Here is a 23,360-nt window from a genome sequence, read left to right on the forward strand (position 1 = left end):
CGCGCAGCGGTCGGAATCATCTGCCCTTACACCAGTGCGAACCGTCAGATCCGGCCGTTGATCAATGCCACCTGGTGCAATGCGATGCCCGCCGCGGTCGACACATTGAGGCTGTCGAGCCCAGGACGCTGGCGGATGCGCGCCGTCTGGATCGCCGTCATCACCGATTGCGGCAGCCCCTCGCCCTCGGTCCCCATCAGAAGCGCCGTGCGCTGTGCCGCCGGGATCGCCCCGATGTCGATCGTTCCCGCCGGCGACAGGCCCCAGATTGCAAAGCCCGCATCCTGCAGCTGCTGCAGCATGACGGCAACGGACCCTTCGCGGGCAAAAGGCACCGTCAGCACGGAACCGACGGAAACGCGGATGGCCTTGCGGTACATCGGATCGCAGCTCGTCTCGTCCATCAGCACCGCATCGACCCCGAAGGCCGCGGCGTTTCGGAAAAGCGCACCCATATTGTCGTGGTTGGAGATGCCGCAGGCCGCCAGCACCAGGCTCGACGCGGGTAGCGACGCGATCAGCGCGTCGCGATCCGGCTCGCCTTCGCGGCGCCCGAGTGCCAGCACGCCGCGATGCATGTTGAAGCCGGCGATCGCGTCGAACACCTGCGCATTCGCCACATAGACCGGCACGTCAGGCGGGAAACGCCGAAGAATGTCGCCAACGCCCTCCAGACGGTTTTCCAGAAGCAGGAGGGCCTCGGCCGCAAAGCCACGGCCGGTCTCGTGCGCGGCAGCCAGCATGCGCAGCACCACGGTGCCTTCGGCGATGAAGCGACCCTGCCGCCCCGTCAGATCGCGCTCCTTGATCGAGACGAAACCGGCGATCCGGGGATCGGCGGGATCGTCGATGCGCAAGACGGGCGGGAGGGCGCCTGGCATGCCGTCAGTTCGTCCGAACGGTAATATCCGCAACGATGCGGCCGGTGCCGATGTCGAAGACGATGGCGCGCGGCTCGGCGCCGGGCAGGTTGCCGTAGAACAGCACCTGCGAGCCCGAAAGCGCGACATTCGTCACGGTGAAGCCTGCGGGCAGCGCGGCAACGGCGTTGAGCGGTGCCTCGCTCGGGACGACGGCAGCGGACGTCTGGGCCGGCGCTTTCTCATCCGTGCGTGTCAGCTTGTAGACAATCGTTCCAAGGACAGCCATAAGCATGACCAACATGACGCCGGCCGAGACGAGCTGCAGCTTCACCATCTTGCGGCGGACATTTTCCATCGCCGGATCTAGCGGCTTGTCTTCCTGGTCGTCGGGCTCGATTGCGGTCATGGCTGGCCTTTTTTCGGATTTTTAGCGGAATGAACGACCCCTTTAAACAAGCAACGGCCAATAGGAAAGTCCTGACGGCGGGCGAGGATGCCGCAGGGCGGCTCGATTCCTTCCTGACGGACGCACTTTCGGGTGAATTCTCCCGCAACCGCATCAAGGCCCTGATCGAACAGGGTGCGGTGTCAGTCAACGGCAAGCCGGTGAGCGAACCGAAAAAGAAGGTACAACCGGGCGACGTTTTCGAGATCGACCTGCCCGAGCCGGAAGATCCCGAGCCGAAGGGCGAGAACATTCCCCTCGACGCGCTCTATGAGGACAGCGACCTGATCGTGCTGTGCAAGCCGGCCGGCCTTGTCGTGCATCCGGGCGCCGGCAACTGGACCGGCACGCTGGTCAACGCCCTGATCCACCATTGCGGCAGCAGCCTGTCGGGCATCGGCGGCGTCAAGCGCCCCGGCATCGTCCATCGCCTCGACAAGGAGACGAGCGGCGTCATGGTCGTCGCCAAGAACGATGCGGCCCATCGCCATCTCTCGGACCAGTTTGCCGACCACGGCCGCACCGGCCCGCTCGAGCGCGCCTACCGGGCGGTCGTCTGGGGGCGGCCACGGCAACTGAAGGGTACGATCGACGCGCCGCTCGGCCGCGCCGGCGACCGGACGAAGCGCGCGGTCAAGCGCGAGGACAGCGACGACGCCCGCGAGGCGATTACCCATTACGAGGTGGTCGAGCGCTATCTCGAAAAACCCGACGGCACCTCGCTCGCCTCGACCATCGAATGCCACCTGGAAACGGGCCGGACCCACCAGATCCGCGTGCACATGGCTCATATCGGCCACCCGCTGATCGGCGATCCCGAATACGGCGCCGCCTTCAGAACCAAGGCGAACCTTCTGCCGGAGGCCGCCAAGACCGTCGTCAACCAGTTTCACCGCCAGGCGCTGCATGCCTTCATGCTGCAGTTCGAACACCCCTCGACCGGCGAGACCATGCATTTCGAAGCACCGATGCCGGCCGACATGGCAGCGCTGATCGACGCGCTGCGCAGCGGGGAATGACCGCCCCTTGAAATCCGGCGAGAGAATTCCGATCTAAGGCGAGCCTCTATTCGTGACATTTCCGTCGCTCCGGCGTCACATGCTTGTGAACCGGACTCCTTGAATCATGCTTTCGCCGTACTTATTTTCTACGTTCGTGGGGTCTTGACGAAGACCCACATGCCCGGCTTGCCGACCGGAGGCCGGAGACTAAAAAGGGGGGTGCTTCATATGGCCCGAAACAATTTGCCGTCCATTGCCGCTGGAGAAGGCGGCCTCAATCGTTACCTCGACGAAATTCGCAAGTTCCCGATGCTGGAGCCGCAGGAAGAGTACATGCTCGCCAAGCGGTACCAGGAACATGACGACCGCAAAGCGGCACACAAGCTCGTCACCAGCCACCTTCGCCTCGTCGCCAAGATCGCGATGGGTTATCGCGGCTACGGCCTGCCGATCGGCGAAGTCGTGTCGGAGGGCAACGTCGGCCTGATGCAGGCCGTGAAGAAGTTCGAACCCGATCGCGGCTTCCGTCTCGCCACCTACGCAATGTGGTGGATCAAGGCCGCGATCCAGGAGTACATCCTGCGCTCGTGGTCGCTGGTCAAGATGGGCACGACCGCCAACCAGAAGCGGCTGTTCTTCAACCTGCGCCGCCTCAAGGGCAAGATCCAGGCACTCGATGAGGGTGACCTGAAGCCGGAGCAGGTCAAGGAAATCGCCACCACGCTCAAGGTGAGCGAGGACGAAGTCGTGTCGATGAACCGCCGCCTGTCCGGCGACGCCTCGCTCAATGCGCCGATCAAGGCGAGCGAGGGCGATTCCGGCCAATGGCAGGACTGGCTCGTCGACGATCACGACAACCAGGAAGAAATCCTGATCGAGCAGGACGAGCTCGAAAGCCGCAGGGCGCTGCTGGCAAACGCGATGAAGGTGCTCAACGACCGTGAGCGTCGCATCTTCGAAGCACGCCGTCTGACCGAAGATCCGCTGACGCTCGAAGATCTTTCGGCCGAGTTCGACATCAGCCGCGAGCGCGTCCGACAGATCGAAGTTCGCGCCTTCGAAAAGGTTCAGGATGCCGTGCGCAAGGCAGCGCTGGAGCGCGCCAATTCCCTGCGCGTCGTCGAAGGCGCCTGAGGCGACTGCAGCACTTCAACAAAGGTTCTGCTTCAAGAGCGCGAAAACCAACAAAAAAACCCGGCGGTTGCTTCCGCCGGGTTTTCTGTATCTACCGCTCTTATCGAGCTTACTGGCTGTTGCTTTCGGCAGCCGTTCCCGTCGTCGACCAGGCGCGCATCGCCTGATTGAAGGCATCCGTACCGCTCTGCCCCTTTTCAAGCGTCAGCAGCGCGCGGCGGCCGTTGCGATAGGTGAGCGGAATATCGATCCAGCTGCGGCTACGCAGCAGTTCGGTGTTGTTGCCGATGGCGTCCGTCGCATCGTTCAGCGCGATCATGTGGAAATCGTCGGTGATCTTGGCCGGAACCGCGATCAAGGCGTCTCCCCGGTCCTGCTCGGTCCGCTTCATCGATACGCGCTGGACGCTGTCGATAGCGCCGCCTTCGAAGTTCGACGGCAGCGAGAACACGAATTCGATGACGTGACTTGCCGGCAGCGACGGATCCGCATTCCGCTTGATCGTCATCAGCGCGGTGAGGCCACGGTCGGGAACGGTGATCTGGGCCTGGATTGCCGGTTCGGGCTTGGCGTCGCCGCCAGGTGACTCCTCCTTCACCGTCCATGCCACGGTTCCCGGAACGGCCGTGGGCGAAGACTGGCCAAGACGCTCCTCGTAGAGGAACATCTTCTCGCCGGTCGCAAGCGCGACTTCAGGCTGGTTCGGCTGACCCGACGGCTGTCCTGTCGCCGGCGCGCCGGCCTGGCCGGCCGTGCCGCCCTGCCCGGCGGCCGCTTCGACAGGCTTGCCTGCCTCGGTCTGCGGCGCCACGGACTTGCCTTCCTGCGCCGCGCTCTCGCCGGTTGGGTTGGCCGGGCCGTCGTCGGTCTCCGATCCGTCCGCCATCAGGCGCTGCGTGAACTTGGTCGAGCTGTTGTCCGGAGCGACGGTATCGTCGTGCGCAGCCGGTTCCTGCGTGGCGGTTTCGCCAGCGGGCTGCGGCGGCGTGCTTTGTTCTGCCGGCGCTCCGCCGATGTTTGACACCACCGAGGTTATCGACGCCACCATGCCGGAGATCCAGGCATTGCCGGCCTCTCGGTTCTGCCAGTAGGCAAACCCGCCGCCGCCAAGCGCCAGCAGGGCGACGCCCGCAATCGCGAGACGCTTAATGCTGAAGCGCGACGGCTTCGGCGTGGCCCGGTAAGATGTCGGCCTCGGCGCCGCCGGGGTTGCTTCGCCAGCCCGTTCCGGCTCGCGTGCTGCGGCCGCAGCTCCGGCTCCCGCCGCAGCAGTATTGGCCGCGTCCTCGAAACCGAGCAGGTCGTCGATATGATCCCAAGCGGTACCAGCGCGTTCCTGCTGGTTCTGTGCCGCCGGTGCGGCAGTAGCCTGAACTGGCTTTTCGACCGGCCATGACCAGTCGCTGATCTCCGGTTCGGAAGTCTTCTCGGCCCGCCGCTCTTCGATCGCCGCGAAGGGGTCATTGTCGTCGAACGACCAGCCGCGCACCGGGTCCGCCTTGGGCGTCGCCTCAGGCGCATGTTGGTCCGGCTCGGCGACCGGATGCATCCCCAGGAGCTCGGGCGCGTTATCCGGTTCGTGGGCCTCGGCGGCACGCTCGTCGCTGAGGTGTTCGGCAACCGGAGCGACGGTCGAAGTCGGACCAACGGTCTCCCACTCGGGCAGGTCCCACTCCGAGAGTGCCGGCTTCTGCTCGGCGTTTGCCGCCGGCGCTTCCTCCCAGGCCGGCTCATGCGCGGCATGGTGCTGCGCCTCGACCGACGGGGAAGGCTCCGATGTGTCCTGCGTTTCTGCCACCGGCTCCGAATACTCGGGCGCTTCGTAGGCTGGCGCGTCTTCGTGCGGCTGAGCCACGACGGGACTTTCGTCCAGCGGCGCCGCAACGGCTTCGGCAGGCTCAACGACCGGTTCGTATTCTACCGGCTCGACCGGAGTTTCCTCGGCCAGTTCAGCATGAGGCTCGACGACATGCGTCGGTTCCTCATAAGCCTCGACATGGTGGTAGGGCTCGGCGGCGCTTTCCGGTTCCGCGGCCGGCTGTTCGACCTGTTCGGCAACGGCCACCGGTTCGCTTTCGGCAACCGGCGCAGACGGAGCTTCCGGTTCCGGCTCCGGTTCCGGTTCCGGTTCCGGTTCCGGTTCCGGAACGGGCTCGTCTACTGCAGCGTCCGAGGCAACCGGTTCGACGGTCTCCGCCTCGGCTACCTCCGGCTCGTCGAGCGCCGGCAGGGCCTCGGCATGTTCGCTGTCGACCTCGGCGATCGCATTTTCGAGCTTCGCCAGCTGGCGATTGATCATGTCGTCCGACGGACGCGGGTTCATGTTTTCGAGTTGGCGGCGCACGGCCGCGCGCGCCTTCTCGTATACCCTGTCCCGCATTTCAGGTGTGTTTTCCGACAGGCCGTCAACGGTCCTGCGAATAACTGCAACAAAGTCCGCCATTAGTACTTTCTCATACGCCCAGGTATGTCTTTGCGATCACGACGCAATGTCAGTTCGCCGACACTAGTCCTCAAAGGGGTCCGTCACAAGTATTGTGTCGTCCCGCTCTGGGCTGGTCGAAAGAAGAGCAACCGGTGCACCGATCAGTTCTTCCACCTGGCGGACATACTTGATCGCTTGCGCCGGAAGATCTGCCCAGCTGCGCGCGCCAACCGTCGATTCTTTCCATCCTTCAAGCGTAACATACACTGGCTTTGCCGAAGCTTGCTGCGCCTGGCTTGCCGGCAGATGGTCGATCTGCTGCCCATCCAGAGTATAGCCGATGCAGATCTTCAGTTCGTCGAGACCATCGAGAACGTCGAGCTTGGTAAGCGCGATGCCGGTGATGCCGTTGGCGGCGACCGACTGGCGCACCAGAGCCGCATCGAACCAGCCGCAGCGACGCTTGCGACCCGTGACCGTGCCGAACTCATGGCCCTTTTCACCGAGGAACTGGCCGATTTCATCGGTAAGTTCGGTCGGGAACGGACCTTCGCCGACGCGCGTCGTATAGGCCTTGGTGATGCCGAGGATATAGCCGAGCGAACCCGGGCCCATGCCCGAGCCGGCGGCAGCCTGGCCGGCGACCGTGTTCGACGAGGTGACGAACGGATAGGTGCCGTGGTCGATGTCGAGCAGCGTGCCCTGCGCGCCTTCGAACAGGATGCGGGCGCCCTTGCGGCGAGCCTTGTCGAGCAGCACCCAGACGGTGTCCATGAACGGCAGCACCTTGGCGGCGACCGACGAAAGCTCCTGCATGATCGCGTCATGGCTGATCTCGGCTTCGCCGAGGCCGCGGCGCAGCGCGTTGTGGTGCGTCAGCAGGCGATCGACCTTGGCCGGCAGCGTGTCAAGGTCGGCAAGATCCATGACGCGGATGGCGCGACGGCCGACCTTGTCTTCGTAAGCCGGACCGATGCCGCGGCGCGTGGTGCCGATCTTCGTACCGCTGTTGGAGGCGGCGTCCTCGCGGATGCCGTCGAGCTCGCGGTGCAGCGACAGGATCAGGGTGGCATTGTCGGCGATGCGCAGATTGTCCGGCGTGATCGCAATGCCCTGCTTGCCGAGCTTGTCGATTTCGGCGATCAGCGCGTGCGGATCGATCACGACGCCGTTGCCGATGACGGCAAGCTTGCCGGGACGCACGACGCCGGAGGGCAGGAGCGACAGCTTGTAGCTGACGCCGTCGATCACCAGGGTATGGCCGGCATTGTGACCGCCCTGAAAGCGCACCACGATATCCGCGCGCTCGGAGAGCCAATCCACAATCTTGCCTTTGCCTTCGTCACCCCATTGGGAGCCGACCACTACGACATTCGTCATAATTCTCTTCCTGTTCAGGCGCGCAACCGAGGCTGCGCTGTTCTCAAACCCGCGCATCTATACTGTGTTGTCATCTGGAAAGCGACCCCGTTATGTCGGGCGTTCCGCCCTTTTTGCATGACAAGGCCGGGATATAGAGCCTATATCTTCCGCTCTCCCGCCATCGCGACAACCGGTCGCCATCCCCATGCAGGTCTGACCATCGTGAATTCCAGGGCCTACTTCTATCTGTGCATCACCGCTCTCTTCTGGGGCGGCAACTCCGTCGCCGGAAAGATGGCCGTTGGCCATGTGAGCCCAATGATGCTGACGACCCTGCGCTGGGTCTTCGCGCTCATCGTCATCCTGGTGCTGATGACGCCGCAGATCCGCCGCGACTGGGACAAGATCCGCAAGCACTGGCTGCAACTTCTTGCCTATGGCGCGATCGGCTTCACCACCTTCAATGCCCTGCTCTACTCGGCGCTCAAATATACGAGCGCCATCAATGCCGTCATTCTGCAGGCCGGCATCCCGATGCTGATCTTTCTCTTCAACTTCGTGCTCTTCCGCACCAAGGCGTCGATCGCCCAAGTGATCGGCTTTACCGTCACCCTCGTCGGCGTGCTGGTGACGGCGGCCCATGGCGACGTCACCAGCCTGCTGTCGCTCGAATTCAACTTCGGCGATGCGCTGATGATCGCGGCCTGCATCGTTTATGCCGGCTACACCGTGGCGCTGCGCTACAAGCCGACCATGCACTGGCAGAGCTTCATCGCCGCCCCCGCCTTCGGCGCGCTGTTGAGCGCCATCCCGCTGTTGTTCTGGGAGATCGGCACAGGCACGGCGATAGTCCCAGATACCACGGGCTGGGTCATCGTTCTCTATGCCGCGATCTTCCCGTCGCTGATGTCGCAGGTGCTTTATGTGCGCGGTGTCGAGATGATCGGCGCCAACCGCGCCGGCCTGTTCATCAACGCCATTCCCGTTTTCGGCACGCTGCTGTCGGTGATGCTGATCGGCGAGACCTTTCACCTCTTCCACCTCGTCGCTCTGCTCTTGGTGCTCGGCGGGATCGCGATCGCCGAAAAAGGTCGCCCGCGCTAGAGAAGTCTCGCGCCTGCCGGGCAAGTTTCGGGCGATGCAATCGCTAGAACTCGGGAGGCGACTTAAGGCTTGATTAGCAGATGGGTGTTTCTGTCGCCGCCAGGATTTTCCTTGGGGCTAAGGCAGTGAAAAATATTAGAATTTCGACACGTATCTACTTATTGACGGCGATGGCGCTGGTCTTCATGGCAGCCGCCATGGCCTACAAGACTCAAGTTGCCAACTCGGAAGTCAGCGACGAGCGCCGGCAGATGCTGCGCAACGTCACCGAAGCGGCGATCTCGACGATCGCAAGCTTCGAGGAGCAGGAGCGCAATGGCACGCTCTCGCATGAGGAAGCCCAGAGCCGCGCTATTTCCGCCGTTATGGCCATGCGCTTCGGCCAGGACGGCTACTTCTTCATCAACGGCTTCGACGGCATGATGATCGCCCACCCGCTCGCCAAGAAGCTCGTCGGCACCGACGTGCGCGGCCTCAAGGATACCAACGGCAAAGCCTTTAACGTCGAGCTCATCGCGTTGGCGCAGAACCCCGGCAGCGGCATCGTCAACTACTATTGGGACAAGCCCGGCCATGAGGAGCCGGTCGAGAAGTACTCCTACATTCAGGGCTTCAAGCCCTGGGGTTGGGGCGTCGGCACCGGTGTCTATGCCGACGATCTCGCCGCCAAGTACAATGCGTCTCTGCTGATGACGATCATCACCACGGCGATCGCCGCGATCGCGACGCTTGCTGCCGCCATGGCGATCGGCCGCTCGATCAGCCGGCCGATCAACCGGCTGAAAGACGTGATGCTCGAAGTATCGAATAACGACACCCGTTCGGAAGTTCCGGATACCGACCGCCGCGACGAGATCGGCCACATGGCCGATGCCCTCGTCGTGCTGCGCGCTTCGGTGATCGAGCGCAACGCGCTCGAAGTTCGCCAGCGCGAACAGCAGGTGGCGCTCGACGGAGAACGCAGCGCCAACGAGGAAATGCAGCAGGCGACCGCCCGCGTGCAGGCCCATGTCGTCAGCACGATCGGCGGTGCGCTCGAGCGGCTGGCGAGCGGCGACCTGACGACCCATGTCCCCGATCTCGGCGCAGACTACGAAAAGCTGCGCCAGGACTTCAACACTGCCGTTGCGGCCCTTCGCTCGACGGTGAGCGCGATCGCCGCTTCCACCTCCGTTGTCACCGGCAATGCCAATGAGATCAGCAGGGCAGCCAACGACCTGTCGCAGCGCACCGAGCAGCAGGCAGCGTCGCTCGAAGAAACCGCAGCCGCCCTCGACGAGATCACCTCAGCGGTTCAGAACTCCACCAACCGCGCCGAGGAGGCGACCCGCATGGTCGCCGAGGCCCGCAAGGGTGCGGCCACCTCGAGCGAGGTCGTTCGCGACGCGATCACCGCCATGGGCCGCATCGAAAACTCGTCTTCGAAGATCGGCGAGATCATCGGCGTCATCGACGACATCGCCTTCCAGACGAACCTCCTGGCGCTGAACGCCGGCGTCGAGGCGGCACGCGCCGGTGATGCCGGCAAGGGCTTTGCCGTTGTCGCGCAGGAGGTGCGGGAACTGGCGCAGCGTTCGGCAACGGCGGCCAAGGAGATCAAGGGGCTCATTACCGCGTCGGGCGTCGAGGTTTCGGCCGGCGTGCGTCTGGTCGAGGCGACCGGCTCGGCGCTCGGCGACATCGAGCGGCGGGTCAACGAGATCAACGACCGCATCGTCGCCATTGCGACGGCCGCCCGCGAACAGTCGGTCGGGCTGCGGGAGATCAACACCGCCGTCAACCAGATGGACCAGATGACCCAGCAGAACGCCGCCATGGTCGAGCAGACCTCGGCCGCAAGCCAGGCGCTCGCCGGCGAAAGCAACGTGCTATCCGGTCGGCTCGCCCAGTTTACCGTCGAGGAGAAGGTATGGCGGTCCGCTGCGCAGCGCGCAGCTTGATCCATCCCGAGACGAAAATGGCGCCAATCGGCGCCATTTTCATTCAGACGAGATGCCGCTCCATATAGAGCGCATCATCGCCATAACTTGAAAGCTTCTGCACCAGCCGTTCGTCCATGCGAACCTCGAAGCCCTGTCGCTCCCAGAAGCGGCGGGATCCGTTGACGGAAACGAGCGACATCGACCGGAACCCTTCCGTCCGTGCAACATCGGCAAGCATCGGCAACACGCCGCCCCCTGCCCCGGAGCCACGCATTTCGGGCAGAAGGGCGAGGTCATGGATGTACCAGGTATCGGCAGCCTCAGGGATTTCGCCAAGCATGCTGTTCAGCGACGGCGGCGCACAGCGAAGCCAGGGGTGGCTCAACACATAGCCGCGCGACAGGCCCTTTGAGTCCAGCATGAAACAACCGGCAGGGCTGAGCGCGATGCGGTCGGCGAGCACGGCGTCATCCTCGGGAAAGGCCTGGTGAACCACGAGCTGGATCTCCGATACGGATGCGAGGTCGGGCAGGCTTGCCTCACGCCAGCGGAATGTCATTTCGGTCATTTCTCGTCACATGCGTTCGAAACAGGAAAACGCACCGGTGGTCGGCCGGTGCGTCCTCGATATGTCCCGTGAGTGGGTCGGCAAAGTGGCAGACCGTGCTGCCACTTGCTGGGCTGGCATCAATCGATGTTGAAGACCAGCGGCTTTGCCTGGCGAATTGCCGGATTGGCACGCAGCTTGTCAAGCACGGCCTCGGAAACAGCGCCATCGACGTAGAGCAGCGCGATCGCGTCGCCGGCTTCCTTCTCGCGGCCGAGCTGGAAGTTGGCGATGTTGACGCCCGCATCGCCGAGCGTCATGCCGATGAAGCCGATCATGCCGGGAACGTCGGTGTTGGTGATGTAGACCATGTGGTTGCCGACATCCGCATCGAGGTTGATGCCCTTGATCTGGATGAAACGCGGCTTGCCGTCCGAGAACACCGTGCCGGCGACCGAACGTGTCTGGTTCGCCGTCTTCACCGTCAGCTTGATGTAGCCGTCGAAGACGCCGGTCTTGTCGCGCTTGACCTCGGACAGGATGATGCCCTTTTCCTTGATCATGACCGGCGCCGAAACCATGTTGACGTCGGCGACCTGCGGCCGGATCAGACCGGCAAGCACGGCACTCGTCAGCGCCTTGGTGTTCATGCCGGCGGTCGAGCCGTCATAGAGGATCTCGATTTCCTTGATCGCGCTTTCGGTCACCTGACCGACGAAGGCGCCGAGAACATCGGCAAGCCGGATGAACGGCTTCAGGATCGGTGCTTCCTCAGCGGTGATCGACGGCATGTTGATGGCGTTGGAGACCGCACCCTTGACCAGATAGTCCGACATCTGTTCGGCCACCTGCAGCGCGACGTTCTCCTGGGCTTCCGTGGTCGAAGCGCCGAGATGCGGCGTGCAGACGACGTTCGGCAGGCCGAAAAGCGGGCTTTCCGTTGCGGGTTCGACCTCGAAAACATCGAAACCGGCGCCGGCGACATGGCCCGACTTGATCGCTTCGGCAAGCGCCTTCTCGTCGACCAGACCACCACGGGCGCAGTTGACGATGCGCACGCCCGGCTTGGCCTTGGCAAGCGCTTCGGCGCTCAGGATGTTGCGGGTCTTGTCGGTCAGCGGCACGTGCAGGGTGATGAAGTCAGCCTGGGCGAGCAGTTCGTCGAGTTCGACCTTGGTGACGCCCATTTCTTCGGCACGCTCCTTGGAGAGGAACGGGTCGTAGGCAAGCACATGCATCTTCAGACCGATGGCGCGCGAGCAGACGATCGAGCCGATGTTGCCGGCGCCGATGACGCCGAGCGTCTTGCCGGTGATTTCGACACCCATGAAGCGGGACTTCTCCCACTTGCCGGCCTGCGTCGAGGTGTCGGCGGCCGGAAGCTGGCGGGCAACGGCAAAGAGCAACGCAATCGCGTGTTCGGCGGTCGTGATCGAGTTGCCGAAGGGCGTGTTCATCACGATGATACCGCGGCGCGAAGCGGCCGGGATGTCGACATTGTCGACGCCGATGCCGGCGCGGCCGATGACCTTGAGGTTGGTCGCAGCGGCGATCAGCTTTTCCGTCGCCTTGGTGGCGGAACGGATGGCAAGACCGTCATAGTTACCGATGATTTCGGCGAGCTTGTCCTTGTCCTTGCCGAGCTTCGGCTGGAAATCGACTTCGACGCCGCGGTCGCGGAAGATCTGGACGGCGGTTTCCGACAGTTCGTCGGATACGAGAACACGAGGTGCCATGGGAGGCCTCCTTAAAGATCAGGTCTGAATGGGAATGCGGGTAGCCAGGCCTCGCTCCCATCGGGAGCGAAGCGGATCACTCAAATCAGTGTGAGATGCGGGCGAAGTTCATTGTCCTCACCCTTTGTCCAATCAGGCCGCGGCCTGTGCCAGCGTTGCCTTCTGGGTCTCGAAAGCCCAGGTCAGCCATGGCATCAGCGCCTTCATGTCGGCGGCCTCGATCGTGGCGCCGGCCCAGATGCGAAGACCGGACGGGGCATCGCGGTAATGGCCGATGTCGAAGGCGACGCCTTCCTTTTCGAGGAGCGCAACCACGCCCTTGGCAAAGGCCGCCTGTCCGTCGGCGTCGAGCGCGAGCACGTCCTTGTCGACGATCTTCAAGCAGACCGAGGTGTTGGAGCGGGTCTCGTCCTTGACCGCCAGGTTTGCGATCCAATCGTTGGCGGCGACGAAATCGAAGATTGCCTGCGCATTGGCATCAGCCCGGGCCATCAGGCCCTTGAGCCCGCCGACCTGCTGTGCCCAAAGCAGCGCATCGATGTAATCTTCGACGCAAAGCATCGACGGCGTGTTGATGGTTTCGCCGGTAAAGATGCCTTCAATCAGCTTTCCGCCCGAGGTCATGCGGAAGATCTTCGGCAGCGGCCAGGCCGGCACGCAGGTCAGCAGCCGTTCGACGGCGCGCGGCGACAGGATGATGACGCCATGGGCGCCCTCGCCGCCAACAACCTTCTGCCAGGAGAAAGTGACGACGTCGAGCTTGGCGAAATCGAGGTTCTGCGCAAACGCGGCAGAGGTCGCATCGCAGATCGTCAGGCCATTGCGGTCAGCCGGGATGAAGTCGCCGTTGGGCACACGCACGCCCGAGGTCGTGCCGTTCCAGGTGAAGACCACGTCGCGGTCGAAATCGACCTTCGAAAGGTCGGGAAGTTCGCCGTAACCGGCTTCGAACTTGCGTACGTCGGCGAGCTTCAGCTGCTTGACCACGTCGGTCACCCAGCCGGCGCCAAAGCTTTCCCAGGCGACCATGTCGACGCCGCGCGGACCGAGCAGCGACCAGAGCGCCATTTCGACGGCGCCGGTGTCGGAAGCGGGCACGATACCGATACGGTAGTCGGCCGGCACTTCAAGAATGTCACGGGTAAGATCGATGGCCTGCTTCAGCTTCGTCTTGCCGATCTTGGCGCGGTGCGAACGACCGAGCGGAGCATCGGAGAGAGCGTCGAGCGTCCAACCGGGGCGCTTCGAGCAAGGGCCAGAAGAGAAATGGGTATTGTTCGGACGGAGGTCCGGCTGTGCAGGCTTTGCCATGTGCTATCCTTCCAGATAGATAGCCCTTCGTTGGGGAAGGGTGTCCCGCCGTCGTCGATATTGGCGGCGGGATCGGAAGTCAAGCGCTTTGTCGCAATCGACAAAATTAATGGCGTAGCGGGCAACATATGAAAAGACAGGCGGCCACCGCCGAACGATTATTGCCAGGCAACGCCTTCATGTGGGCAACAGGTTGAATCACTTGGGGAAAAGCAAACCTGCTCGACTTTCCCGCGGCCGATGGCGCTAGAACGAGAAGCGCAGGCCCGCTCGGATTTCGTGACGGGAAAGACCGTCGTCAAAGCCCTTGTCGCCACGTGCGCCCGCAAGCGCCTCAGTGCCGAAGCCAAACATCTCGCCGTCGGCGATATGGGAGTAGCGGTAGCCGACATCGAGCTTCAGCTGATCGCTGAGGTCGTAGGAAACGCCAGCCATCAGCGCATAGGTGAACCGCCAGCTGTCGCGCCCCTCGTAAGAGGTGGAGCCGGCCGCTCCGGCGCAGGCGCCGCCACCGGCAACGCAGGTCGCCTTTTCAACCGCCGTATCCCAGTTGAGACGCGTCGCGCCGAGACCGGCGCCAACGTAGGGGGTAAAGCCGGCAAGCGTGCCGAAATCGACATAGGCATTCGCCATCAGGCCGAGAGCGGAATAGTCGGCCCCGGTCGAAAACGCGCAGGATGTTCCCGCCCCCTGCCCCGCGCACGGGCTTGCCGATGAGGATGAACCGTTGAACCGGCCCTCGAAATACTCCGCCGTCAGGTCAGCGCGGAACGTGTCGGTAAACTGGTAGCCGACGCCAAGCGACCCGGAAAACGGCTTGTCGAAACGGGTGTTGTCGAAGGTGGTGCTGTCGTAGGTCGACGTGCCCGCATCGAAGGTCCGGTAATAGGGATCGCCTTCGCTACGCCAAGGCGCATAGCCGATATCGCCGCGCAGATAGATCGCACTCGCGCCAGCCGATTCTTTTTCGATGGTGATCTCCGGCGCATTCAGGAGATCCTCATCGGCAGCGAATGCCGCGCCGGAAAGGAGCAGGCCGGCACCAAAAGCGGCCCCGCAGAACCCGTTTCGCCAATCCATGCCCATGCCCTTTCACCACTGCTATCGGTGCGGGATGGCGCGCTGCCGTCACCGCTTCGTTCAGCGTTAACTATTGGCAGCGACTGGTTAACCCCCGGTTAACCATGCCTGTTAGGAAACAAGCAAAGAATGACGGCAACGAAAAAGGCCACCCGAAGGTGGCCTTTTGTATCATCTGGTCCGGCCGATCACTTGTAGACGATCGGCTCCGGCTCGTAGGGCACTTCGCAGACACTGCCGAACGAGTAGCGCAGACCAGCGCGCGCCTCGTGGATGTAGAAGCCTTCGTCGGAGCCCGGACCGCCACCGTTGGCGTAGCCGAACATGTCGCCATCGTCGACCTGGCGGAAGCGGTAGCCGACGTCGGCTTTGAGATTGCAGGTGAGATCGATGGCAGTACCGGCCATCAGCGCATAGGTGAAGCGCCACTTGCTCTCGCCGTCATGACCGGTCGTCGGGTCGCATTGGCTGGGATCGGCGATGCTGCAGCTGGTGTTGCGCAGCTTGTCCCACTTGACGTGGGTGGCACCGATACCGGCACCGACGTAAGGCGTGAAGGCGCCGTAGGTGCCGATGTCGACATAGGCATTGGCCATCAGGCTCCAGGCGGAAACGGAGGTGACGTCACGCGACCGGCAAGGACCGACCACGCTGCCGCAGTTGCCCAAAGTCGAGCCAGTGAAGTCGGCGCCGCCCCAGTAGTCGGCCGTGATGTCGGCGCGCAGATAGTTGTTGAACTGGTAACCGACACCAACGCCGGCGACCCAGGAATCATCGATATCGGCCGTTTCGAAACTGGTGATGGAGCCGCCAGGCCCCCCTTGGTAGTAGTTCGCGCCGCGCAGATTGTTCCAGGCGTAACCGACGTCGCCGCGCAGGTACCAGCCGCTGGTCTGGATGACTTCGACCGGCTGTTCCGGCACCGGCTCGATAGGCGGTTGATAGACATCCGCAGCAAAAGCTGCCGTGCCGCTGAGCAAGATCGCAACAACGCCACTCAAAATTCTCTTCATGGCCCACTCCAATAGATTCCGTTGCTTGGATCACCGTGAAAGCGGTGCCCAAATCCCGTTGTTGTTGTGGATAATGAGGAGCAAAGGTTAAGTTCCGATTAACTACAAACGTTTACCGCGTTTGTTAAGGAATCGGCATATTCTTGTAGTTGTCGTGCAGTTTACTGCCTGCTGCCCGAGATCACATAAGGTAGAGCTAAATAGAACGGCAGAACAACACTCTCTTTTGTCGTGATGGTTGCAGGTTCTGTTCCCCAGCGGAGTTCTAACGGGAAAATGGCCCGGACTGCGGCGACACTACCGGGCAAAAGCAACAGGCAACGGGAAAAAAAGAGGCCGGCGCTTCGCACCGGCCCTGGAGGGAAGTCGATTGGTACCGGCTTAAGCGGCGTTGCGCACGCTGCCGATGACATTGACCAGTTCGTCGACGATGCGCTCGACCTGGCCGCGATCGTCGCCTTCCGCCATCACGCGGATAAGCGGCTCCGTGCCGGACGGGCGGATCAGCAGACGACCGGATTTCGCAAGCTCCGCTTCCGCGTCCGCAATCGCCTGGCGCACGGTCGCGTCTTCAAGCGGCTTGCCGGCCGAAATGCGCACGTTCTTCAGCACCTGCGGCACTGGCTCGAAGCGGTGGCAGACCTCACTCACCGTCTTGCCCTGACGCTTGATCACCGCAAGGATCTGCAAGGCCGCAACAAGACCGTCGCCGGTGGTGCCGAAATCGGAAAGCACGATATGCCCCGACTGTTCGCCGCCGACGTTCAGTCCGTCCTGACGCATCTGCTCGACGACATAGCGGTCGCCGACCTTGGTGCGGCGCAGGTCGATGCCGCGCCCTTTAAGGTAACGCTCGAGACCGAGATTGGACATCACGGTCGCCGCAACGGCACCGCCGCGCAGCATGCCGTCCTCGGCCCAGCTGTCGGCAATGACGGCCATCAGTTGATCGCCATCGATGACGGTACCGTTCTCGTCGACGATCAGCACGCGGTCGGCGTCGCCGTCGAGCGCGATACCGATATCGGCGCGCACTTCATGGACCTTCTTGGAAAGAGCAGCCGGATGCGTCGAGCCGCAGTCGAGGTTGATGTTGAGGCCGTTCGGCTCCGTACCGATGGTAACGACTTCGGCACCCAGTTCCCAAAGGGCGGTCGGCGCCACCTTGTAGGCTGCGCCATTGGCGCAATCGACGGCGATCCTCAGGCCCTGCAGCGTGACGTCGCGCGGCAGCGTGCGCTTGGCATGTTCGAGATAGCGATAGATGTCGCCATCGACGCGCTTCGCGCGGCCGATGTCTTCCGACTTCGCCAGCTGGCCCGAGAGATCCTGGTCGAGCAACGCCTCGATCTTCTGTTCGATGTCGTCGGAGAGCTTGTAGCCATCGGGGCCGAACAGCTTGATGCCATTATCCTGGAAGGGATTGTGGGACGCCGAAATCATCACGCCGATATCGGCGCGCAGCGAGCGGGTGAGCATGGCCACACCCGGCGTCGGGATCGGCCCGAGCAGGAAGACGTCGAGACCGGCCGCGGTGAAGCCCGCCACCATCGCGTTTTCGAGCATGTAGCCGGAAAGACGCGTGTCCTTGCCGATCACCACCCGGTGGCGATGGGCGCCATTGCGAAAGATCGTACCGACGGCGATGCCGACCCGCATCGCCAGATCCGGTGTCATCGGAAACATATTGGACTGGCCGCGAATACCGTCGGTGCCGAAATACTTGCGCTTCATAAGAGCTCCATCGTTCTGCCGGGTCAGCGCTGGCTTTGCCAGTTTCGCCTGTCTGCGGGGTGCGCGACTGGGTTTCATTGACCGGACCTCATTTCATATCGGCGGTTGCCGTACGCCTCCGATCGCCGTGCCCACCTATGGCCATGCGATCGCGACACATGAGTCTTCTTTGACACAAAAGCGCAGCAAACGGCAGCGAGCCTAGCATCAGAAATCATTACATCCCGTTACCAAATGCCAGGTGCAAGATCGCCAACGAAAAACCGCCGCTCCACTCAAGGAACGGCGGCTTCAATACATGGCCGACAGGTGTCGGTTATTGCGGCTGCGGCTCGAACCCGCCTTCGGACTCTTCGCCCTTGCCCGCCGAGCCTTCCTTCTTGGCACCGGCCGAGGGAACGGCCGAGCCACGATGCGGCGGCGTGTCGTCGCCGAGATCACGTGCCGGCTTCTCTCCGCGGATCAGCGCCTTGATTTCTTCGCCGGTCAGCGTTTCGTATTCGAGCAGCCCTTCGGCAAGAGCCACGAACTCGTGGTTCTTCTCCGTCAGGATTTTGCGGGCGGTCTCGTAGGCCTCATCGATCAGACGACGGATTTCGTTGTCGATCTTCTGGGCGGTCGCTTCCGACACGTTCTTCTGCTGAGCAACGGAGTGGCCGAGGAAGACTTCCTGCTGGTTCTCGCCATAGGAAACCTGGCCGAGCTGGTCGGAGAAGCCCCATTGCGTCACCATCGCACGGGCAAGCTTGGTGGCCTGCTCGATATCCGAGGATGCGCCCGAGGTGATGTTCTCCTTGCCGAAAGTCAGTTCTTCGGCGACGCGTCCACCCATCATGATGGCAAGACGCGAGACCATCCACTTGTAGCTCATCGAGTAGCGGTCGCCTTCCGGCAGCTGCATGACCATGCCGAGCGCGCGACCGCGCGGGATGATCGTCGCCTTGTGCAGCGGATCGGCCGAGGGAACGTTGAGCGCGAGGATCGCGTGACCGGCTTCGTGATAGGCGGTCAACTTCTTCTCGGCCTCGGTCATCGCCGACGAACGACGCTCCGCGCCCATCATGATCTTGTCCTTGGCATCCTCGAACTCGAGCATGGTGACAAGACGCTTGTTGCGACGGGCGGCCATCAGGGCGGCCTCGTTGACGAGGTTCATGAGGTCGGCACCGGAGAAGCCGGGCGTACCACGGGCGAGCACCTTTAGGTCGACGTTCGGCGCCAGCGGCACGTTGCGCACATGCACCTTGAGGATGCGTTCGCGGCCGTTGATATCCGGGTTCGGCACGACGACCTGGCGGTCGAAGCGGCCCGGACGCAGAAGGGCCGGGTCGAGAACGTCAGGACGGTTGGTCGCGGCGATCAGGATGATGCCTTCGTTGGCTTCAAAGCCGTCCATCTCGACCAGCAGCTGGTTGAGCGTCTGTTCGCGCTCGTCGTTGCCGCCGCCGAGACCGGCGCCGCGATGACGACCGACAGCGTCGATTTCGTCGATGAAGATGATGCAGGGCGCATTCTTCTTGGCCTGTTCGAACATGTCGCGCACACGGCTGGCGCCGACGCCGACGAACATTTCAACGAAGTCCGAACCGGAGATCGTGAAGAACGGCACGTTGGCTTCGCCGGCAACCGAGCGGGCCAGCAGCGTCTTACCGGTACCGGGAGGACCGACGAGCAGCACGCCGCGCGGAATGCGACCGCCGAGGCGCTGGAACTTCTGAGGGTCGCGCAGGAATTCGACGATTTCTTCCAGGTCCTGCTTGGCTTCGTCGACGCCGGCGACGTCGTCAAAGGTGACGCGGCCATGCGCTTCGGTCAGAAGCTTGGCCTTGGACTTGCCAAAACCCATCGCCCCACGCGAGCCGCCCTGCATCTGGCGCATGAAGAACAGCCAGACGCCGAGGATCAGAAGCATCGGAAGCAGGGTACCGATATAGCTGAGGAACCCGGACGAACCGTCGGTTTCCGGGCGAACCGTGACCGTCACGTCCTTGGCTTCGAGGCGCTCGGTCAGCGCCGTATCGACTGAAGGCGCGTAGGTCTGGAAGGTTGCGCCGCTTTCGGAATAGCTGCCGATCACTTTCGAGCCGGTGATCACGACTTCCTTGACGCGGCTCGCATCCACGTCCTTGAGGAATTGCGAGAACGGAATCTCGCGCGAGCCGGTGCGCTCCGTCGGCTGTTGGAACATGCTGAACAGCGCGATCAGCAGAAGCGCTATGATTGCCCAAAGGGCAAGATTACGAAAATTAGGGTTCATCGAACTCCCCGGAACCTGTCACGACCCGCGCATTTCGCGAGCCGCTGTCTTGCTCCCTAACATAGGGTTCTGGTGACGTATTGCCAAGGCAAACCGCCGGCTACCGTTCCATTTCTGTCAATAGATCGTGAACCGGCGGCGGAGGATAAGGCCCTCGTCCGAACAATCCGGCGATCCGATCGGCCATGATCCGGTCGAAACCCGGCAAAAAGGTGTCGTAGAGCCCGATCCGCGGCTCGATTGTGATGGATGCGACACTTTCGCCGTTCTCAGACAGGACCCTCGGCGCCGTAAGCGATGCACGACCGGCAACGCCCGGTGGCAAGCCTGCGGCAATAAGTCTCTGCTGTTGTGGCCCGCCTCGGCCCTCTGCCGCGACGGAGATGGGCGCGCTTCCGCCATTTCGCACATGGAAGCGGCCATCCCATGTTGCGGTCTCGCCGCCTGCAAGCGTCAAAGTCGTCAGGCCCCGCGCCTCGCGATAGAGGTAAAGCCCGCTTGCGCGGCGGTCGAACACGCATCTTCCGGCCGTCATCCTACCGAGCGTTGTCTCTCGCAGAAACGCCGCCACCCGCTTCAGCGTATCTGCGGCGGGGATATGCGCGCGGCCGCCGACCACGGCCACCAGCGCGAGCAGCGCCCGCTGCCAATCGACGTTGTCGCGATGGTCGTCGAGAGCAAGCGGGATCTCCACCACCAGGCCTGCATGCACGCGCACATGGCGGGTGATGAAGGCGGCAGCCCTTGCCGACGACCGGGCCCTGGTTCCAGCATCCCATACACCCTCTTCCGCCCGCGGTGATTGCGCCAGTTCGGCCCGGACGCGGACCCGCTCGAAGGTCGGGTTGGCGTTGCTCGGATCATCGAACCAGGTCACGTCGCGCGTCGCGAGATAGGCGCGGATCGACGCTCGGTCTAGGTCGAGGAACGGCCGCACCACCCAGATCCGGCGGTCATAAAGGGTGGCACTCGCCATGCCGGAAGCGCCCGGCCCCTGCGCCCTTTGCATCCGCATCAGGATCGTTTCGCGCTGGTCGTCGCTGGTGTGGCCGGTGACGATACAGCCGGCCTCAAGCCGCTCGGCGGCATCCGCCAGTAGCCGATAGCGCGCCTCGCGCGCCGCCGCCTGAATGCCGGTCAGCGGTTTGGGGCCATCCCAACGCTTGATGAGGTGCGGAACGCCGATGCTTGCGCAGAAGGCGGCAACGCCTTTCGCTTCCGCAGCCGATTCCGGCCGCAGGGCGTGATCGACCGTACATGCGGCCAGGGAAAATCTGTTGGGGTCGCTTGCCTCGATCGCCTCGTTCAGGGCGAGAAGCAAACCCTTGGAATCGCTCCCGCCGGAGACGGCAACGAGGATACGCATCGGGCGAAGACAGGAGGCGAGAAATCGTTTTGCCGTTTCGACAACGGCTGTCGGCGCTGGAGCCTCAGCAGCCAAAGCGGCTCTGCTCGCTCGTCACCTTCGCCTTCACCGCAGGCGAGGCCTTGGGATAGCGCTTGTTGACCTCGCCCAGCGTCGCGCAGGCGGTTTCCTTGTTGTCGAGCGCACCGAGCGACATGCCGAGCTTCAAGAGCATTTCGGGCGCCTTCGGCGATTTGCCGTGGGCCTGATGCGCGTTCAGGAAGGTCTTGGCGGCGTCGCTGTATTTGCCTTGCGAATATTGGGCTTCACCCAGCCAGAAGCTGGCATCGGCTGCCTTGTCGCCCTTCGGAAATGCGGCCAGGTAGTCGCCGAATTCCTGCTCGGCAGTGCTGTAGTCGCCCGAAAGGACATGACCGTAGGCCGACTGGTAGAGGTCGCCGGGATTGTCGAGCGATGCAGTCTGCTGGCTGCCGGGATTGCTGTTCAAGCCGCCGTCGGCCGGTGCGCCGGAATCGACGCCGGGAAGCGTGGCGTTTGCGCCCGGCCGCCCATCCGTCGTCGCTGCGACCGGATTGCCGTTCTCGTCGAACACGATCTGTCCGAGTGTCGACGGCGGGGCCGCGCCGTTGCCGCCCAGGCTTCCTCCGGGCGAAACGCCCGAAGACGCCATGTCGTTGCCGCCGGCTGCGGGCGCCATGGTCTGGCTATCCGTCACCCCCGGGGTGACGGACGCCTGATCGCTGGTTTTCGGCGTCTGCAGAGCGCCGCTCTTCTTGGGGGAGGCCTTGCCGCTTTCCAGATCCTGGAAGCGGAACTCGTTGTCCTCCTGGAACTTCCGGATCTGCTCCTGCATCTGCAAGAGCTGGAAGCTCATTTCCTCGATACGCCCGTTAAGCGAGCGGATCTGTTCTTCGAGCTGGCCAATCCGTGCGGTTTCGGCCGACTGCACCTTTACGACGGGCAGGTTCTGCGCGCCGCTGTTGGTCTCAGTCGTTCGGGCCAGCAGCCCTGAAAGAGGCATGGCGTTCGCCGTCTGGCCGAGACCCGCAAGGGTCGCAAGACCGATCAGGCCCGCCACGACAAATTTCTTCATTTCATTTGTCCTGTTCGAATACCGGTTGTCCCACCCTTGACCAGGGGCCCGCAATACATCTCGCCGAGTCATCTGGGTGATTGCCGCACAGTTTTCCAATTGCCCTGAAAAAGCAACGGAGTTCGGCCAAAGTGTGGTAAAAAAGCAAAGGGCGGCCAAGGGCCGCCCTTTTAATTTAGCGATCTGTGATCTCCGGAACACGCAACGCCTCCTGGGATCAAGTCGTGATTGCGGGCCACACAATGCGCGCGGCCGCGGCATCATTACATGCCGGCGCCACCGAGAACGGTAACGGCGCGGCGGTTCTGCGACCAGCAGGAAATGTCGTCGCAAACGGCGACCGGCTTTTCCTTGCCGTAGGAGATCGTCTTCATGCGGTTCGACGGAACGCCCTGGCTGATCAGGTAGTCGCGGGTCGAGGCCGCACGGCGGGCGCCGAGCGCCAGGTTGTACTCGCGCGTGCCGCGTTCGTCGGCATGGCCTTCGATGGTGATCGCGTAGTTCGGGTACTTGGCAAGCCACTGGGCCTGACGAGCGAGCGTCTGCTGCGCGTCGGCGCGGATCGAGGTGGAGTCGGTGTCAAAGAAGATGCGGTCGCCGACATTGACGGTGAAGTCCTGCTGCGAGCCCGGCGTTGCCGAACCGGCGCCACCGAGACCGAGTTCGCCAGCGCTGCCCGGCAGGTTCTTCTTCGATGCACAGCCAGCCAGGGCAAGCGTCATGACCAGGGCGATCATGACCGGGTTGCGAGCGATGGTCTGCATGCGGCCTGCGGCCGGGGTGTCAATTCGGCTCATACGCCGGTCTCCTTGAGAAGTGTCTGAATTCACGGTTGCCAGACTGTAACCGGAAGCGGTTAATCGCTATTCAACAGTTATGGTTAACAAATCGATAATTTCGGCTCGGGCCCTGCTAGACCAGCACTTTGCGGCGAGAAAGCGGCATCATTGCCACATTTTCCCGCCGC

Annotated in this window: 18 protein-coding genes; 4 read left to right on the plus strand and 14 right to left on the minus strand. The window is 63.0% G+C overall.

What is annotated here, in order from left to right; translation table 11 throughout:
- Positions 1–44: 44 nt before the first annotated feature.
- Entirely contained in the window at positions 45–881 is an 837-nt protein-coding gene (locus IB279_RS30660; protein WP_034806450.1) for an RNA methyltransferase, read from the minus strand.
- A 4-nt stretch (positions 882–885) separates the two neighbouring features.
- Positions 886–1,269 (minus strand): hypothetical protein, encoded by a 384-nt coding sequence (locus IB279_RS30665; RefSeq protein WP_034806447.1) that lies wholly within the window; start codon positions 1,267–1,269, stop codon positions 886–888.
- A 29-nt stretch (positions 1,270–1,298) separates the two neighbouring features.
- Here IB279_RS30665 and IB279_RS30670 point away from each other — a divergent pair, with 29 nt between their 5' ends.
- Positions 1,299–2,327 carry an RluA family pseudouridine synthase gene (locus tag IB279_RS30670; protein WP_112771813.1) on the plus strand — a complete coding sequence of 343 codons (1,029 nt, stop codon included), beginning with the start codon at positions 1,299–1,301 and terminating at the stop codon, positions 2,325–2,327.
- A 210-nt stretch (positions 2,328–2,537) separates the two neighbouring features.
- Entirely contained in the window at positions 2,538–3,443 is a 906-nt protein-coding gene (gene rpoH, locus IB279_RS30675; RefSeq protein WP_034806441.1) for an RNA polymerase sigma factor RpoH, read from the plus strand.
- Between the two features lie 109 nt (positions 3,444–3,552).
- On the opposite strand, the gene IB279_RS30680 is transcribed toward rpoH, so the two are convergent.
- On the minus strand, positions 3,553–5,886 hold the full coding sequence (locus IB279_RS30680) for a hypothetical protein (protein ID WP_192340477.1): 2,334 nt from the start codon (positions 5,884–5,886) through the stop codon (positions 3,553–3,555).
- 63 nt (positions 5,887–5,949) lie between these two features.
- Positions 5,950–7,248: an adenylosuccinate synthase gene (locus tag IB279_RS30685; protein WP_034806437.1), complete on the minus strand. Its 1,299-nt coding sequence runs from the start codon at positions 7,246–7,248 to the stop codon at positions 5,950–5,952.
- A 204-nt stretch (positions 7,249–7,452) separates the two neighbouring features.
- Between IB279_RS30685 and IB279_RS30690 the strand changes: the two genes are divergently transcribed.
- Together IB279_RS30690 and IB279_RS30695 are read left to right on the plus strand one after the other, a co-directional pair.
- Positions 7,453–8,334: a DMT family transporter gene (locus IB279_RS30690; protein WP_034806435.1), complete on the plus strand. Its 882-nt coding sequence runs from the start codon at positions 7,453–7,455 to the stop codon at positions 8,332–8,334.
- 125 nt (positions 8,335–8,459) lie between these two features.
- On the plus strand, positions 8,460–10,274 hold the full coding sequence (locus tag IB279_RS30695) for a methyl-accepting chemotaxis protein (protein WP_112771811.1): 1,815 nt from the start codon (positions 8,460–8,462) through the stop codon (positions 10,272–10,274).
- A gap of 43 nt (positions 10,275–10,317) precedes the next feature.
- Here the strand turns inward: IB279_RS30695 and IB279_RS30700 are convergent, their stop codons facing one another.
- The 10 genes from IB279_RS30700 to pal form a co-directional block, all read right to left on the minus strand.
- Entirely contained in the window at positions 10,318–10,824 is a 507-nt protein-coding gene (locus tag IB279_RS30700; protein WP_112771810.1) for an N-acetyltransferase, read from the minus strand.
- 119 nt (positions 10,825–10,943) lie between these two features.
- Positions 10,944–12,539 carry a phosphoglycerate dehydrogenase gene (serA, locus tag IB279_RS30705; protein ID WP_034806426.1) on the minus strand — a complete coding sequence of 532 codons (1,596 nt, stop codon included), beginning with the start codon at positions 12,537–12,539 and terminating at the stop codon, positions 10,944–10,946.
- A 132-nt stretch (positions 12,540–12,671) separates the two neighbouring features.
- Complete coding sequence (locus IB279_RS30710; RefSeq protein ID WP_112771809.1) at positions 12,672–13,850, minus strand: phosphoserine transaminase; 1,179 nt, start codon at positions 13,848–13,850, stop codon at positions 12,672–12,674.
- 246 nt (positions 13,851–14,096) lie between these two features.
- On the minus strand, positions 14,097–14,930 hold the full coding sequence (locus IB279_RS30715; RefSeq protein ID WP_112771854.1) for an outer membrane protein: 834 nt from the start codon (positions 14,928–14,930) through the stop codon (positions 14,097–14,099).
- A gap of 188 nt (positions 14,931–15,118) precedes the next feature.
- On the minus strand, positions 15,119–15,943 hold the full coding sequence (locus IB279_RS30720; RefSeq protein WP_034806269.1) for an outer membrane protein: 825 nt from the start codon (positions 15,941–15,943) through the stop codon (positions 15,119–15,121).
- 381 nt (positions 15,944–16,324) lie between these two features.
- The gene (gene glmM, locus IB279_RS30725) at positions 16,325–17,677 is read right to left on the minus strand and encodes a phosphoglucosamine mutase (protein ID WP_060518576.1); all 1,353 of its coding nucleotides are present in this window, start codon (positions 17,675–17,677) and stop codon (positions 16,325–16,327) included.
- A gap of 316 nt (positions 17,678–17,993) precedes the next feature.
- Positions 17,994–19,934, minus strand: a complete 1,941-nt coding sequence (gene ftsH, locus IB279_RS30730) for an ATP-dependent zinc metalloprotease FtsH (protein ID WP_034806263.1) — start codon at positions 19,932–19,934, stop codon at positions 17,994–17,996.
- Positions 19,935–20,034: 100 nt separating this feature from the next.
- Positions 20,035–21,300, minus strand: a complete 1,266-nt coding sequence (tilS, locus tag IB279_RS30735) for a tRNA lysidine(34) synthetase TilS (RefSeq protein WP_192340490.1) — start codon at positions 21,298–21,300, stop codon at positions 20,035–20,037.
- 64 nt (positions 21,301–21,364) lie between these two features.
- Positions 21,365–22,393, minus strand: coding sequence for a tol-pal system protein YbgF (gene ybgF, locus IB279_RS30740; RefSeq protein WP_112771807.1), 1,029 nt, complete (start codon positions 22,391–22,393; stop codon positions 21,365–21,367).
- A gap of 263 nt (positions 22,394–22,656) precedes the next feature.
- Entirely contained in the window at positions 22,657–23,190 is a 534-nt protein-coding gene (gene pal / locus IB279_RS30745; RefSeq protein ID WP_034806256.1) for a peptidoglycan-associated lipoprotein Pal, read from the minus strand.
- Between the last annotated feature and the right edge of the window lie 170 nt (positions 23,191–23,360).

Source organism: Ensifer sp. ENS06, assembly GCF_014852205.1.
GTDB classification, from domain to species: Bacteria; Pseudomonadota; Alphaproteobacteria; order Rhizobiales; family Rhizobiaceae; genus Ensifer; species Ensifer adhaerens.

Bases quoted from the DNA above. Each gene is read 5' to 3' on its own strand.
- IB279_RS30660 (WP_034806450.1), bottom strand. From the start codon at position 881: ATGCCAGGCGCCCTCCCGCCCGTCTTGCGCATCGACGATCCCGCCGAT.
- IB279_RS30665 (WP_034806447.1), bottom strand. From the start codon at position 1,269: ATGACCGCAATCGAGCCCGACGACCAGGAAGACAAGCCGCTAGATCCG.
- IB279_RS30670 (WP_112771813.1), top strand. From the start codon at position 1,299: ATGAACGACCCCTTTAAACAAGCAACGGCCAATAGGAAAGTCCTGACG.
- rpoH (WP_034806441.1), top strand. From the start codon at position 2,538: ATGGCCCGAAACAATTTGCCGTCCATTGCCGCTGGAGAAGGCGGCCTC.
- IB279_RS30680 (WP_192340477.1), bottom strand. From the start codon at position 5,886: ATGGCGGACTTTGTTGCAGTTATTCGCAGGACCGTTGACGGCCTGTCG.
- IB279_RS30685 (WP_034806437.1), bottom strand. From the start codon at position 7,248: ATGACGAATGTCGTAGTGGTCGGCTCCCAATGGGGTGACGAAGGCAAA.
- IB279_RS30700 (WP_112771810.1), bottom strand. From the start codon at position 10,824: ATGACCGAAATGACATTCCGCTGGCGTGAGGCAAGCCTGCCCGACCTC.
- serA (WP_034806426.1), bottom strand. From the start codon at position 12,539: ATGGCACCTCGTGTTCTCGTATCCGACGAACTGTCGGAAACCGCCGTC.
- IB279_RS30710 (WP_112771809.1), bottom strand. From the start codon at position 13,850: ATGGCAAAGCCTGCACAGCCGGACCTCCGTCCGAACAATACCCATTTC.
- IB279_RS30715 (WP_112771854.1), bottom strand. From the start codon at position 14,930: ATGGATTGGCGAAACGGGTTCTGCGGGGCCGCTTTTGGTGCCGGCCTG.
- IB279_RS30720 (WP_034806269.1), bottom strand. From the start codon at position 15,943: ATGAAGAGAATTTTGAGTGGCGTTGTTGCGATCTTGCTCAGCGGCACG.
- glmM (WP_060518576.1), bottom strand. From the start codon at position 17,677: ATGAAGCGCAAGTATTTCGGCACCGACGGTATTCGCGGCCAGTCCAAT.
- ftsH (WP_034806263.1), bottom strand. From the start codon at position 19,934: ATGAACCCTAATTTTCGTAATCTTGCCCTTTGGGCAATCATAGCGCTT.
- tilS (WP_192340490.1), bottom strand. From the start codon at position 21,300: ATGCGTATCCTCGTTGCCGTCTCCGGCGGGAGCGATTCCAAGGGTTTG.
- ybgF (WP_112771807.1), bottom strand. From the start codon at position 22,393: ATGAAGAAATTTGTCGTGGCGGGCCTGATCGGTCTTGCGACCCTTGCG.
- pal (WP_034806256.1), bottom strand. From the start codon at position 23,190: ATGAGCCGAATTGACACCCCGGCCGCAGGCCGCATGCAGACCATCGCT.